This is a genomic window from Alteromonas nitratireducens (assembly GCF_040812025.1).
Lineage (GTDB): Bacteria > Pseudomonadota > Gammaproteobacteria > Enterobacterales > Alteromonadaceae > Alteromonas > Alteromonas nitratireducens.
Genome location: NZ_JBFNPK010000018.1, coordinates 55,131 through 70,786, shown reverse-complemented (window position 1 = coordinate 70,786; position 15,656 = coordinate 55,131). Strand labels below are relative to the sequence as shown.

At 50.8% G+C, this 15,656-nt stretch carries 14 protein-coding genes; 7 read left to right on the top strand and 7 right to left on the bottom strand.

The features are described from left to right. On the bottom strand, positions 1-437 hold a 437-nt coding region (locus AB1N33_RS14200), incomplete at its 3' end, for a hypothetical protein (protein ID WP_411272222.1). A gap of 202 nt (positions 438-639) precedes the next feature. Between AB1N33_RS14200 and AB1N33_RS14195 the strand changes: the two genes are divergently transcribed. Continuing rightward, entirely contained in the window at positions 640-2,859 is a 2,220-nt protein-coding gene (locus AB1N33_RS14195) for a GspE/PulE family protein (protein ID WP_411272221.1), read from the top strand. Between the two features lie 49 nt (positions 2,860-2,908). Here AB1N33_RS14195 and AB1N33_RS14190 read toward each other — a convergent pair whose 3' ends face one another. Together AB1N33_RS14190 and AB1N33_RS14185 are read right to left on the bottom strand one after the other, a co-directional pair. Further along, on the bottom strand, positions 2,909-3,649 hold the full coding sequence (locus AB1N33_RS14190) for a CBM9 family sugar-binding protein (protein WP_411272220.1): 741 nt from the start codon (positions 3,647-3,649) through the stop codon (positions 2,909-2,911). Positions 3,650-3,719: 70 nt separating this feature from the next. After that, entirely contained in the window at positions 3,720-7,676 is a 3,957-nt protein-coding gene (locus AB1N33_RS14185) for an ATP-binding protein (protein ID WP_411272219.1), read from the bottom strand. A 428-nt stretch (positions 7,677-8,104) separates the two neighbouring features. Between AB1N33_RS14185 and AB1N33_RS14180 the strand changes: the two genes are divergently transcribed. From AB1N33_RS14180 to AB1N33_RS14170, 3 genes are read left to right on the top strand one after another with little or no spacing between them, the layout of a single operon-like run. Then, positions 8,105-8,506, top strand: coding sequence for a hypothetical protein (locus AB1N33_RS14180; RefSeq protein ID WP_411272218.1), 402 nt, complete (start codon positions 8,105-8,107; stop codon positions 8,504-8,506). 14 nt (positions 8,507-8,520) lie between these two features. Then, positions 8,521-8,949 (top strand): hypothetical protein, encoded by a 429-nt coding sequence (locus tag AB1N33_RS14175; protein ID WP_411272217.1) that lies wholly within the window; start codon positions 8,521-8,523, stop codon positions 8,947-8,949. Between the two features lie 27 nt (positions 8,950-8,976). Further along, positions 8,977-9,165 (top strand): hypothetical protein, encoded by a 189-nt coding sequence (locus AB1N33_RS14170; RefSeq protein WP_411272216.1) that lies wholly within the window; start codon positions 8,977-8,979, stop codon positions 9,163-9,165. Positions 9,166-9,183: 18 nt separating this feature from the next. On the opposite strand, the gene AB1N33_RS14165 is transcribed toward AB1N33_RS14170, so the two are convergent. The 3 genes from AB1N33_RS14165 to AB1N33_RS14155 are packed head-to-tail and all read right to left on the bottom strand — an operon-like array spanning position 9,184 to position 11,402. Next, a complete protein-coding gene (locus AB1N33_RS14165) occupies positions 9,184-9,690 on the bottom strand; it encodes an HAD family hydrolase (RefSeq protein ID WP_411272215.1) in 507 nt (168 codons plus the stop codon). A 39-nt stretch (positions 9,691-9,729) separates the two neighbouring features. Beyond that, entirely contained in the window at positions 9,730-10,998 is a 1,269-nt protein-coding gene (locus AB1N33_RS14160) for a Y-family DNA polymerase (protein WP_411272214.1), read from the bottom strand. Continuing rightward, positions 10,986-11,402: a S24 family peptidase gene (locus AB1N33_RS14155; protein WP_411272213.1), complete on the bottom strand. Its 417-nt coding sequence runs from the start codon at positions 11,400-11,402 to the stop codon at positions 10,986-10,988. The genes AB1N33_RS14160 and AB1N33_RS14155 overlap by 13 nt, the downstream gene beginning before the upstream one ends. 93 nt (positions 11,403-11,495) lie before the next feature. Here AB1N33_RS14155 and AB1N33_RS14150 point away from each other — a divergent pair, with 93 nt between their 5' ends. From AB1N33_RS14150 to AB1N33_RS14140, 3 genes are all read left to right on the top strand, one after another. Then, positions 11,496-11,783 (top strand): YebG family protein, encoded by a 288-nt coding sequence (locus AB1N33_RS14150; protein WP_411272212.1) that lies wholly within the window; start codon positions 11,496-11,498, stop codon positions 11,781-11,783. Between the two features lie 139 nt (positions 11,784-11,922). Beyond that, a complete protein-coding gene (locus AB1N33_RS14145; RefSeq protein WP_411272211.1) occupies positions 11,923-12,618 on the top strand; it encodes an ABC transporter ATP-binding protein in 696 nt (231 codons plus the stop codon). Next, positions 12,615-13,898 (top strand): ABC transporter permease, encoded by a 1,284-nt coding sequence (locus tag AB1N33_RS14140; RefSeq protein WP_411272210.1) that lies wholly within the window; start codon positions 12,615-12,617, stop codon positions 13,896-13,898. Before AB1N33_RS14145 ends, AB1N33_RS14140 begins: the two co-directional genes overlap by 4 nt. 39 nt (positions 13,899-13,937) lie before the next feature. Here the strand turns inward: AB1N33_RS14140 and AB1N33_RS14135 are convergent, their stop codons facing one another. Further along, positions 13,938-15,524, bottom strand: coding sequence for a methyl-accepting chemotaxis protein (locus AB1N33_RS14135; protein WP_411272209.1), 1,587 nt, complete (start codon positions 15,522-15,524; stop codon positions 13,938-13,940). Positions 15,525-15,656 lie beyond the last annotated feature (132 nt).

Below are 15,656 nucleotides of genomic sequence, written 5' to 3'. Positions count from 1 at the left end.
GTGCCGTCATCGTCCTCATCGTCGTCCGTGTCGTCATCATCGTCACCCTTGCCTTTGTTCATGGCTTTTTTCATGGCCTTGGCATCGGCTCGCTGGGCTTTACGCTCTTCTTTATCCAGGTTCATTTGCGCTTTTTTCTGGGCCATTTTTTCTTTGTGGTCGGCCTTTTTCATTTCGCGCTCGGCTTTTTTCTGCTCGCGCATTTCTTCACGCATTGCTTTGCGGGCTTCGCGCGCTTCTTCGGTCATTTCTGTACGGTTTTCTGCTGCTTCAAGACGACGCTGCTCAGCGGCTTCCCGCATCTCGTCGGCCTTTTCGCGCATTTGTTCCTGTTTCTGGGCCGCCTCTTTCTTCGCCTGCTCACTGTTTGACGACTGCGCATACGCTGCGCTGCCAAACGCCACGGCTATCAGGGTGAAAAGTGTGGTTATTTTCATGTTGTTCTCGCTGTTTTGTTGTTGATGAATTAACCATAGCACTGTTTTCATCATGTTCCATATAGCCAGTTGTGCGTAAGTCTTATTGCTGCGGTACGCTTAACGGGTTATTGTGGCTTACAATATAGGAATAAAGGATGTCGCCGCGACTAGCCCCATCCGCAGCGTTTTAAACCGATAAGTAGAAAAACCGAAACTCATTATGATTTCAGACGGCAGTCAGCAAAAAACTCTCGATCAGATTAATTCGATTCTCGCGCAGCACTCTTCTCTGATGGATGCTTATCAGCGTCTTGAGCCTATTATTCTGAATGTGTTTGGCGCAGTGCGCATGAGTATCTTCCAGCGTCGTCGCCAGCATCAGGACCTGGTTGCGCGCTTTAAAACCGGTAAAGAAACGCTGGAAATCAAAGTGCCTATCAGCCCTATGTCGATTGCGGGCTATGTTGCTCTGTCGCAGCTGCCGCTGATTATCGACGATCCGTACAACGCCGAGGAACTGAAAGCCATTCACCCTCGCCTGCGTTTTGCTGACAAATTCGACAAAGATAACAACTTTAAAACCGACAACATTTTGTGCGTACCTATTCTGAACGCGGGCGTTCTGATGGGGGTAATGCAGATCATCAACAAAAAGTCGGGCTCGTTTAACGACACTGACTTAGAAAAAGCCAAAGAACTGGCCGAGGTGCTGGGCGCCAAATTCCGCTACGAACTGGGCGGCACCAACAATCCGTTTGACCTGCTGATTCACCGTGGCGCCATCAGCGAAAAAGCCCTGAACGACATCACCGAGTCGGCTACCGATATCCGTAACCTGGTGCAGCGCCTGGTGTCAGAGCACCGCATAGAAGAAAATCACATTGGTAACTCGCTGTCTATTCACTACCAGGTGCCGTTTATCGCCTATCAGCCGGACAAGTATCACCTGTACGAGGGTGACAGTAAGCTGAACCTGTCTTATCTGAAGCGCAACTATGTTGCGGTGATTGCCGATGTGCGCGAAAACCCGATTGTGCTGATGGCCGAGCCCAATAATGCCGCACTGCTGATGGAGATAGAAAGCGCCACCGGTATCGACAGTTATGATATTGCGGTTGGTCTGCCTAACCATATTCTGCAGTATCTGGGGGAGGGAACCGGCGGCGGTGCGCCGGGTGAGATGAGCGAAATTCTTGATGAAATTGGCTCGTCGGTGGACGAAAAAGAAGATCAGGTTGATGAATTGTCTGATGATGCACCAGCCGTGGTGCGTCTGGTTAGCCGCATTCTGCATGATGCCAAGCGTCTGAACGCGTCGGATATTCATATTGACCCTGAGAAAAATGCGCCCACGCGGGTACGGATGCGGATTGACGGCGTATGCCGCGACATGAGTCAGGTACCACATTCGCATCACAGCGCGGTTATTGCCCGTATCAAAATTATGTCTAACCTGAACATTGCCGAGAAGCGGGTGCCGCAGGACGGCAAACTGGCCTTCCGCATGAACGGACAGCTGGTTGAGGTGCGGGTAGCCACCATTCCGACAGTGGCCGGTGAAGGCGTGGTAATGCGTATTCTGGCGGCGGGTGGCGCCATGCCCATGGACAAAATGAACATGGCCCCCACCAACCGCAATCGCCTGGAAGAAATGATCAAAAAGCCGCACGGTATTTTGTTGGTGGTCGGCCCGACCGGCTCAGGTAAAACCACAACGCTGCACGCCATACTGGGCTACCTGAACACCCCGGAAAAGAAAATCTGGACCGCAGAAGACCCGGTAGAAATCACCCAGCCTGGCCTTCAACAGGTGCAGGTAAGCCCGAAAATTGGCTTTACCTTTGCCAATGCCCTGCGTGCATTCCTGCGTGCCGACCCGGATATTATTCTGATTGGTGAGATGCGTGACAAGGAAACCGCCCACGCGGGTATTGAAGCGTCGCTCACAGGTCACCTTGTGTTATCTACCCTGCATACCAACTCTGCGCCGGAAACCATTACCCGTCTGCTCGACTTAGGGCTGGATCCGGTGAACTTCTCTGACGCCTGTGTCGGTATTCTGGCCCAGCGTTTGATTCGCACACTGTGCAAAAACTGCAAAGAGAAATACGTGGCGTCAGACACCGACGTGGCGTTTATTAAGCGTCAGTACGGTGAAGAGTACATTGACGAGCTGAACCTGAAAGAGCCACTGGAAATTTACCGCGCAAAAGGCTGTGAAGAGTGTGGCGATACCGGCTACCGTGGCCGTACCGGCGTGCATGAACTGCTGGGAATGACGCCCGAACTGCGCGGCCTGGTGTACAAAGAGTCAAGCGTGGCCGAGATGAAAGCCCAGGCCATGCAGGACGGCATGCGCACGCTGGTGCAGGATGCTATTTACAAAGTCATTAAGGGCGACACCGATCTGGCTCAGGTGCAGATTATTGGCGGCGACTAAGCCGCCCATGGTACCCCAGCGCCGGGGTTGCCCGGCGTGTATTACGGCTTTACTTTTTCAGCACAATACGCTCAAACACCGACGCGTCAATATAGCCTAAGTTTTTGTAGCCATTTACTGCACGTATCGGGTACGACCCCATAAAATGCTCGCGCTGTTCACTGCCGTCATTGTCGCAGTAGGCCAGCATAAAGCCCATTTTCTTTCCTTCATGCAAGGTCACCGGCGTGCCCGGACTGACCGTGGTAAAGGTGTCAGGATAAATGCGCAGCGCCACTTCCCAGGTAACGGTGTACGGCTGTTTGTCAGCGCGTGTCCAGGCCGAGTTAAGATGGTCGTTCAGCAAAATGGCCTTTTTGCCGTCGTGCTCTTCATCGCCCAAATCCACAGCATTGCCGTCAAGCGCAATATGATACGCAAAGGCGTTATGGGAATAGGTATGCTCGCCGCCTGAGGCGTCCTCATCGACAAAGATCTCAAGCGCATCGTCGTCCCAGTAATGCACGCGCGGGTTGGGATGGGTATCGATGAGCACGTCATCGACAATTTCCACCAGCAGATACAGTTGCTGTTCGTCCCACATAAGCTTGTAACGACCGGAGAAGTCATCGCGCGCTGGCACCTCACCCAGAATATGCTCATCCAGTGAATGCCAGGTGGCAGTATCCCAGACGGCGTCGGCGTGGCCATCGATAACGGGCGCAACAGGGGCTTTCACGGCGTCCCGCGCAACCGCAGCAGGCACGCACAACAATGCTGCAAGTAGTGATAATAGTAATGAACGGTACACGGCAAACTCCCTGATAAACCCTGCTTTCAGCATAACGTCAGTAGGGACATTGTGCTAGCGGGTTGGTGAATCAGACAGCGCGCTGGGCCAGCACGGTCTGCTCCTGATACGCTTTTGGCGTAAGTCCGGTTATCGTTTTAAAGCAGTTACTGAAGTAGGAAGTACTGCTGAATCCGACATCCAGTGCAGTAACTGTGACCTGCTGCCCCTCACACAGCAGGAGTTTGGCTTTTTCAATTCTGAAACGCTTTAGATACTCGGCGAAGTTATGCTCAAACAGCTCGCTCATCTTGCGATTTAATTGTCGCTCACTAACATTCAAAGCCCGCGCGGCGTCCGCCCGGCCAAACTGTTCGTCAGCAAAATGCGCTTCCAGCACTGACTGCAGGGCGGTGTAAAACGCCTGGTCCCGCTCACTGTCAAAATGCGGTGACACTTCATTAAGCGCATTATTCTTTGTTTGCTCACGCTCTTTAGCGGTGTAGTGCTGACGTGATAACTGCCGTAGCCCGATAAGATTATTAATATGCGCAATCAGTTCTTCTTCACGAACCGACTTTGGCAACATACAGTCTACCTGCGTATCAAATCGCATTTTGATAAGCTCGCTGTCACTGTGCGCGGTCAGCAGGATGATGGGTGTGTCTGCAAAACAAGGGCTCTCGCGAATAAATCTGGCCAGCGCCATGCCATCCATATCTTTCATGCGGTAATCGGTAATAATGAGCGCCGGTTTTACGGTCTGACACACGTCCATGGCATGCTTTCCGTTTCTTGCCGTAAAGCAGGAGAACTGTCCTGACAGCATTTCGAACAAATAACTCAGATACTCTCTGTCATCCTCAACAATAACAACAGGTAAGCGTGTTGAGTCACAGTCTGGCAGGTTTCTCTGCTCATGCTGTATATCAGTGTTGCCCTCACTGCCTTGTTGTTCTGCATCCTGTTGAGGAATAACTATGGTAAAACAGCTTCCCTGGCCGACTTCACTTTTCACGTCAACCCAGCCTTCGTTCGCCCTGACGATTTCATCCACCATCGCAAGCCCAACGCCGACGCCTTTTGCGTATTGATTATTTTCAAGGCGGGTAAACCGGTGAAATATTTTAGACAGATAACGGTCTTCAATGCCCACTCCCGAGTCAGTCACCTTCAGTCTGAATTCCCGCGAAGTTACCGACGCACTGATACTGATAGTGCCATGTTCAGGAGTGTATTTAATGGCATTACCGAGCAGGTTACTCACTAACTGTTCAAGGGTGTCAACGAGCAAAAGCGCTTCCTTTTTACCGCTGGTTTTTACCGTCAGCGTAAGGTGTTTTTGCTCGATCAGTGGTGCCAGGCTTTTGGCAATAGCCTCAACGGTTGTTTTAACCACATACGTTTGCTTAGGTAACTGCCTGACGGAATCGAGCTTTTCGACGCTGATTAACTGCTCCACCAAGCACTCCATCCTCTCAGCATTCCGATATACCGCGTCCATTCTCTTTTGCCATTTTTCTTCGTCAGGATTATCACGAAGCTGCCTGATACGGCCCATGATGATGGACAGCGGCGTCCGGATTTCGTGAGAGATATTCGTAAACAAGCGCTGCTTGTTTTCTACCAGGTGCTGAATTGAGCGCTGACTGCTTGCAAGTTCTTCTTGTTGTTCATGAATTTTCTCGCCACTCTCATTAAGATGTTCGCGCAATTTACGCTGATAATAAGAATGAAACAGGAAGGCTGCCAGTATGACAATGGCCGCATAGACCGCGTAAGCCTGCCACGTCATATAGAAGGGTGGCGTGACTACTACGCTGAGCTGGGAAACCGGTTGTTCCGCAGTACTTCTGGAATCGCTCACCCTGGCTTCAATAACATGATGCCCTATCGGTAAGTCGGTCAGACGAAACGTCGAATACGCATTGGTTGATTCGGCCCATTCATCGATCAGACCGGGGATGCGATACTCAATAGTCTGGTTGTTTCGGTTTACAAAGCTGGTTGAGGCGATGGTGAGTGAAAGTGGCGGATGGTCATGTGAAAGCGTTATGGTTTGGGATGCGCCCGCTTCTGCCAGATCAATCTTATTTTTTCCATCACCGCTGGTGTGGATGGAGAGAAATTTTGCGGTGTACGGTTTTATTGACTGATGCGTTAAGGCATCGAGTACTTTTGCGGAATTTACACTGTAGGTAAATTTATCTCCAACGACCACGAGCATATCGTTAAAGATGTGAAATGCTCCGTACTGAAAGTCAGTATCCGCGACGCCATCATGAGGCACGAGAAAGAAAACATTGTCATTTTCTGGTGTTACTACGGCGAGGCCTTGATTACTGGCAACCCATATCGAACCATTTGTCACTAACTTTGCATCTCGTATAAAGCGCAAAGGTTTTAACTGTTGGACAGAGACAGGGCCTACATGATTGGTATCAAGATTTATTTCTACCATCCCATTACCAGAAGTGCATAGCCATAAAATGCCAGGCCTATACTCAAGCATACAATTGATTATTGCTGACCCAATACTTTCTGTTTCAATTCGCTTCCATTTGAATTTACTCATTTGAAGATGCAATTGTCCGAATTGGTCGATTGCAGCCAACCCTCCGGAACTCAATGGCAGCGTTGATGCAATTTTTCCAGGTGCATCAAACTCATCAACAACGTCGCCATCTTGAATTACATAAAAACGATTTGAGCCCTTATCAGAAAACAGGATGTATCGTGACTTATCATACTGAACAACATGGCTAAAATTTTCTGAGCATTTTTCCTTTAGTTTCTCTGAGTAAAGCGACAAATCCTTATTCATAGTAATCTGAAAAATGCAGCTATTACCTGTTAACTCTCCCGTAGAAGTATTATCTCCAAGCGGATAGAGGTATCCGCTAGCGTCGTCAAATTCGTATACTTTACGCTCACTAACAACTAAGTTATTCCCTGTTGCCGATCGCTCGCTATCAATAGAATATTCGATAGCGCCATGATGGAAGCTTGCCTCGTGAAAAACATAGCCAAACAATTTTGTCAGAGGGGATAACGACAATAAGCCCTGCTGAGAAGAGGCTATCACGATGCTCTCATCGCTGGTCTCAGCAATCGACATGATTGTCTCAATTGCACGAGAGTTAAAGGCAGGCGATAGCCACTCGATGGGCTCAAGTCGTCTTTCGCTCCCGTCAATGATGGTCATTAAAGTGCCCGCAGCAACTAATATCCGACCATCAGAGTTAATAAAAATATCGCTGACTGACGAACGTTCATAGCTATTTGGAAAGGGTAAATACGCCAGAGAATTAAGGCTTTTTCCAATGTAGATTCCGCTATCTCCCCCCAAAACGATGAGGTCTTTACGAAACAGCATTGCAGTTATGAAGGCAAACTTAGGAACTATTTCAGATAAATCATATATCTCAAACGTATTCGTCTTCTCTCGGTAACCCAGCAGTTGATTATTGTCAGCGAAATAGGTCAATCCGGAGGGACTCTTTGCTAGTGTATAAATCTCTTCAAAAAGATCATCATGAAGTCCGTTTATATCCACAATGGCGGTTTGATCTTTTAGTGAGTATGCAGCGAAACTTATCACTGAAGTTGTCATCAACAAGTCGCCACGGATAACCATTTTCCAGGCATTTTTGTGGGCTTTTAGTGGCTCTTCTAGCGTTCTAACCTCACCGGAATTAACCTCATAATAGAAAATCCCTGAACCATACTTGCTAACATAGAGTTTGTTTTCACCATCAAAAGCCAAAGACGAAAAAATCCCTTTGCTATCCATTCCTGAGGGAACATCGAGCTTTTCTTGCTTTTTTCCAGTTATCTTAAAAATTCCATTCTCTGCGGCCAGAAATATAGAGTCGTTAATAACGACCATATCTCTAACTGCTCCAATAGGAATACCCGATAAACGAACTTCACCCTCTATCGGGAAAGTTTTTGATTTAGCTTGAGCGCTGTGAAAAAAGAAAATTATAAAAATTGCGCCAAAAAATAACTTTGGCCCTATTTTGCAAACACATGTCCTTGTGCTCATAGAAAAGTTCCTGCAATTCGATATTTTTAACTTCCCGAATCTTCTTATAAGAAAAGGAGCTTTTTATGAGTATATTTTTTAAGCATGATTTGCAAGAACTATCGCCTCAAGAATTACTACAAGTTAGTGGAGGCTATATACAAAATCACGACTTGGTGCCAACTCCCCCCTCTTGTGAGGATGAGTTGAACATCATAAAACCCAAGAATCCTCCAAGGCCCAACCCTGGTTTTTAATAAAAATATCTTCAGGTTTAATGCAGTGTACTCTTATGCTGCATTTGTTCCTGTCATAAAGGCTGCCGGCTCAAAACAAGAGGCCGGCAGCATCTCACCGTTTCCCCGCCAACAAAACTGTACGCTTTTTGTTCGATTTATCTCATTTCCTGAACTATCGTTAACCTATACCGTCACGACGAGGGAGTTGTTGTGGGCGCCCGATTCTTCTCACTCTATGCTGCTCCAGACTGCAGCTGTCGTTTTTGCTTATCCCCACACCACCTCGTTTTTGCCGTACTGATCACCCTGCTTAGTGCTGGCTGCACCACTGTCAGCATTTCGCAGTCGGATGGCAGCGTAAGCATTGAACGGCACTTCGGGTTTGTGGTGATAAAGCCGCTAGATGATGCGTCGATGATGACAGCGGAAGTGACCAGTCTGGGGTATAGCGCCACACCACTTGGCTACAGCCTGGGCTATAGCCAGCAGTCGGTGACGACCGCCGATGACGGTTGTCGTCTTGTTGTATGGGTGCAGGACCACACCAGTCAGCGCGCGCTGGCTGACAAACTTCAGGCACTTGAGGATGTATGCGTACTACAAAAACAATAAACGGGAGCAGGAACATGATAAAAGTCGTTACCTTATCGGTATTGACGATGGCGGTAGCCGGTACCGCGGGTTGTGCGTCGAATCAGTCAACGCCACTGGTGTTTGGTCAGCAGCAAACAGTAGGCATTTCCATTGGTGCGGGAGCCTCTGAGCAGGGCGCTGACTTTGTGCTGGGCTACAAAGACAAAAATGTCGCAATTATCCCTGTGACGCTGGCCACCAGCGAGAACTCGCAGGCACAGATTATTTCCGAACAAAAGCAGGAGAGCGGGGCAGATAAAGGCGTTCGGTTTAAAGACGCGCTGTCAGTACTTGGCCAGTTCGAAGCCAACACCAGTTCCACCAGCGGCGATGTAGGACTGGGCAAGTTTTTTGCCACCGGTGCCGCAGCCAAAACACTGGCCGATGGCTTTAAGAAAAAGCTGGAAGGTGAAGGCAATTAATTTACCTGCCCCTAATGAGAGAAAGTGATGATAGCCACGAAGAGACACACGCCACCACCGTATGGCCGGCTGGCGTGGCTGCTCGCGCAGCGCAAGAAAAACGGCAGCGACGACTGGGACTCTCCTGACGCACCCGAAGCGCCCGAAGCGCCCGAGGCACCAGAAGCTCCTGACGCTCCCGAAGCGCCGGAAGCCCCAGATGCTCCGCGTCACTAGCACACGTCACTGACGCCGTTAGTCAACCAGCAGCCAGCGCATACCCGCATTTTCAGCTGCCTGCTGGTCGTAAATAAAGTCACCCACATAAAGACAGTGCGCGGGGGGCAACTGCCAGTGACGGGCAACCATCAGCAGGGCGGTGGGATCCGGTTTGGGCGGCGCATCATCACGGGTCAGCACCAGGTCAATCGGAATGGCATTATTGACCAGCTTAATACGGGTGGCCTCTGGGCTGTTGCGCGTCACAATGGCCATAGGTAACCCTTGCTCCCGCACCCTGCTTACCATTCTTTTTCCATTTGGCAGCCAGGTGGCGCTTCTGGCGTCGTCCAGTTCGTGTTGCTGAATAATGGCATGTGCCTGACGCTGCTGTTCAGGGCAGTCGATTGCGTCAACGAACTTAAGAATATCCTCACCTTCAGGACAGCCTACATCGGCCCGCATGCGACGAAAATCCAGTCGGGACTCCACCAGCGTGCCGTCCAGGTCAAAGATCACACCACTAATTCCGGTTAAATCCAAAACGCTTCTCCGTCAGATATCAGTTGGAACGTTGCCATGTTACTGTCGAATATCACAGTTAATTTTCGGTAAGTGTCGCCAGTTCGTGGTGTACTGCGGTGACAAATATTCTCGCCGCATACGCCACGGTTGCTGCCGGCCTTTGCTGCCTACGCCAATAGTCTGGCTGCCGTATCTGGCATTAATGCGGTCCAGGCACTGCATTAACGCGGGGTTGTCGTCGCGGCTGCTGAACAGTTCGGGCTGTATGTGCGCTTCGTCGATAAGCTCAATGGCGCCAACGCCACATTTATGAAATAACACACCCGGTTTAAACAGCGTTTCAGCGGCCTGACGCGCGGCAGCGCTGATTGCCCTGGTGTCATTGGTTGGCCGGGCAAACTGATGCTGCACGGCTTTATGATAATGCCCGCTGCTGGCAAACGGATTGGCGTGGGCAAACAGAGTAAGCGTGCGCACCTTTGAATGCTGCCGCCGCACCTTTTCTGCGACTTTTTCGCCATGCCAGGCCAGCGCTTCACGCAGTGCCTGCAGGGTAGTTTGTACGCAGCCAAAAGCGCGGGTTGAATACACCTGTTTTTTGACCGGGTCGATATTATCCCAGTGCAGACATACCGTACCGTTAAGCTCAGTGATGGTGCGTGCAAGCTCTACGGAAAACTGTGCACGCATGGCTTTGGGACAGGACTGCGCGAGCGCCCAGGCGTCGTTTACTCCCAGCGCGTGCAATCGGGCTGCGATACGCTTACCCACGCCCCACACATCGGTCAGTGCCATTTGCCGGAGCGTTGATGCAATGGTCTGCGGTGTGTCCAGTACGGCAATCCCGTTTTTGTCACCCAGCCGTTTGCCGGCATGGCTGGCCGCTTTAGCCAGCGTTGGCGTTGGCCCTATTCCCACCCCCACCGGTAAACGTAGCTGCTGCCATACCGCCTGCTTAATTTTCTGCGCATAGGCATGCCAGCCGTCGTCGGGCTGCCAGTTACCAAACGATAAAAAGCATTCGTCAATGCTGTAAATATGCTGGTCTGGTGCAAATGCGCCGACCACCTGCATCATTTTATTCGACAAATCGTCGTACAGTTCATAATTGGACGAGCGGATCACAGCGCCATGTTTTGCCAGTAACGCTTTGGACTGGTAGTACGGTCCAAATTTTTTTACCCCAATGGCTTTCGCCTTGTCACACAGGGCGCAGATACAGCCGTCGTTATTCGTCAGCACCACCACCGGACGCTGACGAATTGCCGGGTCGAACACTTTCTCGGCGGCGGCGTAAAAGCTGTTGGCATCCACTAATGCGTACACGGACTGAGCCACCTCACAAAACGGTGCATACGCACAGAACGGATCACAATGCCCTCTTCTTCAAATGTATCGCCCTCACCCAGTGCATAACCATTGTCACTGAGCCCGGGTGACAGCAGGACCATGGCCTTACGGTCGAACAGCTTGCACACAAAGCTGCCATTCAGGTTTGCGACCACGACGTCCAGCGTGGACGGGTGCGCCGCGCGATCGACTATCAGCAAGTCGCCGTCAAAAATGCCAACACCGGTCATCGAGTCGCCCTGCGCCTGACCAATAAATGTTGCGGTCGGATGCTCAATAAGCAGTTCATCCAAATCCAGGTTCAGTTGCCGGTATTCCGTTGCAGGCGACTCAAACCCACTGATCCCGGCCTGTGCATAGACAGGAATTATCTTCAGCATGGTTAACCTCAGTCACATTTCAAATTACTGTTTATTTATACAGTATAATACTGTACAGTGACAATTGTTGATTCAAAAAAACGGAGAGCAACCATGGCCATTACTACGCAGTATGTTGTTACACACAAAGGGGTAGAGAAGCTGGTGACCACCGACAAAAAAGAAGCCGATCAGTACGATAAAATGCTGGATGCCGCTGATAACCTGGCAGCCTACATTGCAGCGAAAGGTATCAGTCTGGATGACAGCGTGGCAGAAGAACTCACTATTTTACTGGCACGGAATAAAGAAAAGGTCAGCAAGATATTCAAAGGGGCGTCTGCCGACAGTGTGCTGGAAGACGAATCTGCGGACGTTGTTAAACTGCAGGCAAACGGTTAATCCCTGTCCCGTTAACATAAGTCGGGTAGCCGCACGCCGTGCGGCTTTTTTATTACAGTCAATGCCGCGTTAAGGTTGAAATAGCGTCGATGCTGCTGATATAAACAGCGCTGTTACCGCTATTTGCAGGACTGTTTTAATGCCAGAGCCTACCGCCACCGCGACACACATTAACGCGCTGACGTTTTCTTATGGAAAACAGCAGCCTGTGGTGCTGGATATCCCGCACTGGCAGATCCCCCGTGGTCAGCACATTTTTTTGTCGGGTGACTCAGGCAGTGGTAAAAGCACGCTGCTGAATTTGATTGCTGGCACACTCACCCCCACCAGCGGTGACATCACCCTGATGGACGCCCCTTTTTCGGTATTGCCTGCACGCCGGCGTGACCGGCTGAGAGCCGAGCATATCGGGATTGTATTCCAGCAACTTAATCTGATTTCTTACCTGACCGTGCAGGATAATATTGCGGCCGCCGCCTATTTCGCCGGCCGTGACTACCAGCATTTGGAGACCCGCATTGCGGCACTGCTCGACCAGCTCGCATTGCCAGAACGGGTGTTAAAACAACAGGCCAGTGAACTGAGTGTTGGACAGCAGCAGCGCGTGGCCATTGCCCGTGCGCTTATCAACGCGCCTGCCCTGCTGATCGTTGACGAACCGACTTCCGCACTGGACACCCGCGCCAGAGACGCCTTTATGGACGTACTGATTACCACAGCAGCTGACAGCGCCATGCTGTTCGTCAGTCATGATCCCGGGCTTGCTGGTCATTTCAGCCACCAGCAGACCATGACTGCGCTTAACCGGGCTCATGTCACTGAGGCAGCGGTATGATCCTGTCACTTGCCACTGCCAGTCTGCGCCATCGTCGCGCGTCGGTCGTACTCACCCTGATCTCTGTCATTATCAGTGTGTCGCTGCTGGTAAGCGTAGAATTTATTCGCGGGCAAATAAAAGACAGTTTTACCCGCACTGTCTCGGGTGTTGACCTGATTGTTGGCGCTCCCACCGGGCAGCTTAATCTTTTGCTGTATTCGGTATTTCGTATTGGCAATCCGACCCAGGCAATAGACTGGCAGGATGTGGCATGGCTAAAAGAGAATCCCAGTGTTGACTGGCTCGTGCCAATTGCGCTCGGCGATGCCCACAAAGGCTTTCGGGTAGTGGGTACCAACAACACCTATTTCTCGCATTTTAAATACGCGGACAAGCGCGCCCTGGCCTTCCGTCAGGGTGGTCATTTCACCAGCGATCGCGCCGCCGTAATTGGTGCCGACGTTGCCGCTGAACTTGGCTATCAGACGGGTGACAGCCTGATTATTTCGCACGGACTGGGTGAGGTAAGTTTTTCCCATCATGATGAAGCGCCCTTCACCATTACCGGAATACTGGATGCCACCGGTACGCCGGTTGATAAAGCCGTCTATGTCACTCTGCACGGGCTGGAAAGCATTCACGGGCAACCAGCAACCACCAATCTCAGACGACTCAGCAGGCCTGACGTCAAAAGCGAAACAGAAACACACCACCACGAAGACGCACACACATTGTCTGACGCAGTGCCCGGTAAAGTCAGCGCGGTTATGGTGGGGCTGAAAAACCGGGTAACCGCCCTGCAGCTGCAATACCAGATAAATCAGTCAAAAGCGGCACCGCTGCTGGCGATTCTGCCAGGTGTCGCACTAGCACAGCTATGGGAAATGATGGGCAATATTGAAAAACTGCTGCTAGGCATTTCCGTCCTGATATTGCTGGCGTCGCTGGTTGGCCTGACCACAATGCTACTGGCATCAATGCGCGAACGGCGCCAGGAAATTGCGGTGTTGCGCGCCATTGGCGCCGGCCCGGCGGCTGTCCTCTGGCTGATACAACTGGAAGCGCTGCTCATTAGTGGGCTGGCCTGTGCGATAAGCGTGCTGATAGTGCAGACCGGCTTTGGTTTCAGTGCAGACTGGCTAAGCAAACAATACGGCCTGTTTATCGGCAGCAACATCTTCACGCTGTCTACTGCGGTGATAATTGGCTGTGTCATGGTTGCCACCTGGCTTATCAGCTTTATCCCGGCAATAGCAGCCTACCGACAGGCGTTGCACAGCGGGCTGCAGAAGCAATAAAAAAGCCCGCTCAACGCGGGCTGTTTATCATAGTGTAATTTAATCCTCACCAATGCGTTTTACGCGATCAAAGCGGGTGATGAGTGAGTGGACTTCTTTCACGGTATCACGCAACGACTCACTGGCTTTCAGTGACGCCTCAGACGAGCGCTGGGTTTCATTGGCGCTATCGGCAATATCCACAATTTGCTGATTAATATGCTCAGCCACTGTGCTCTGTTCTTCCACTGCCGATGACATTTCAACGGTGGCGGTAGCGATGCCGTCCACCGCGTCGTCAATCTCATTCAGAACGGCCCGTGTCTCCTCGACAATTTCTGTGCCGTGACGTGCAGATTCGAGCCCTCTGTCTGACACAGTGACGGCCCGCTCAGAGCGCTCTGCCAGTACCTGAATAATGTTATGAATACGGTCGGTTGATTCACGGGTTTTTGATGCCAGCGCCCTTACTTCATCAGCAACCACGGCAAACCCACGCCCCTGTTCGCCCGCACGGGCAGCCTCAATCGCGGCATTCAATGCCAGCAGATTAGTCTGTTCGGCAATGGTTGAAATCAGACTGGCTGCCTCACCAATATCGTTAGTTGACTGGGCCAGCTCCCGCACGGTTTCAGAGATAGACTCAACCGCTTCTTTCAGTTCTACAATCGCTGTCATCGCCTGTTTGGCTTTGCTGTTGCCGGTTTTCACATTGGTCGAGGCGGCCTTGGCACTTTCAGCATTTTGCTCAACCCGCTCTGCCACTTCCTGAATTGCCTGCGACATCTGAGTAACCGCTGAGGCGATTTGCTGTGTTGCCTCGTTTTGCTGATATACCGCAGTGCTGGTAATTTCAGATTGCTGATGCGTGGTATTGGCAATGCTGGATAACGTTGCTGAGGCATCATTAATGCGCGTTAACGCCGTGCGGTTCTTTGCCAGTTCGCTCATGAACGCCAGCTTAACCCGCGCTCTGGGGCCCAGTTCCGACGAGTAGGTCACCGCCACAACCGGATTGCTGTAGCTGTCCGGACTCACCGATAAAAACGACGTCCATGACGCGTTGTAATTGTGCACCTGCCACGCACACATCCCTGCAAGACCGAAAAGGGCAATCAGGGAGGCCAACACACCTGACGTAACACCCAGAATGATACACATCGGTACACCAATCATGATAATCGGTATCAGTCGCTTAGCCGTATGCATCAGCCTCCGGCTGATCGCAACTGGATTCTGACCGGCGCGAATGCGCGCATACACTTCCTCTGCGCGCTGTTTTGACTTGTTCATTGCCGGTACACGCACCGACTCATACCCAATGATTTTGTCATTTTCAAAAATCGGAGTGACAAACGCAGAGACCCAATAATGGTCTCCATTTTTTCTGCGGTTTTTTACCAGCCCCATCCAGTTTTTGCCGGCTTGTAATGTCTGCCACATTTCTTTGAAAACCGCGGGTGGCATATCGGGGTGACGGATAATATTGTGATTTTTACCAATCAGATCTTCCCGGCTATATCCACTGACTTCAACAAACTCCTTGTTACAGTGCTGGATTACACCTCGCGTATCGGTTGAGGAGATAAGACGGTAATCCGACGGAAAGATGTACTCTTTCTGAGTAACAGGTTGATTATTACGCATAATGTAACAATATCCTTTTGGGTCTACTTCACGCTTATTCGCCTGATTCGGAATGAAAAGGCACAACAAACTAAAAGATAGTTGAGATATCTGAAAAAAAAAGCGCAGAGCGCCCGTTGGGCAGCTTTATAC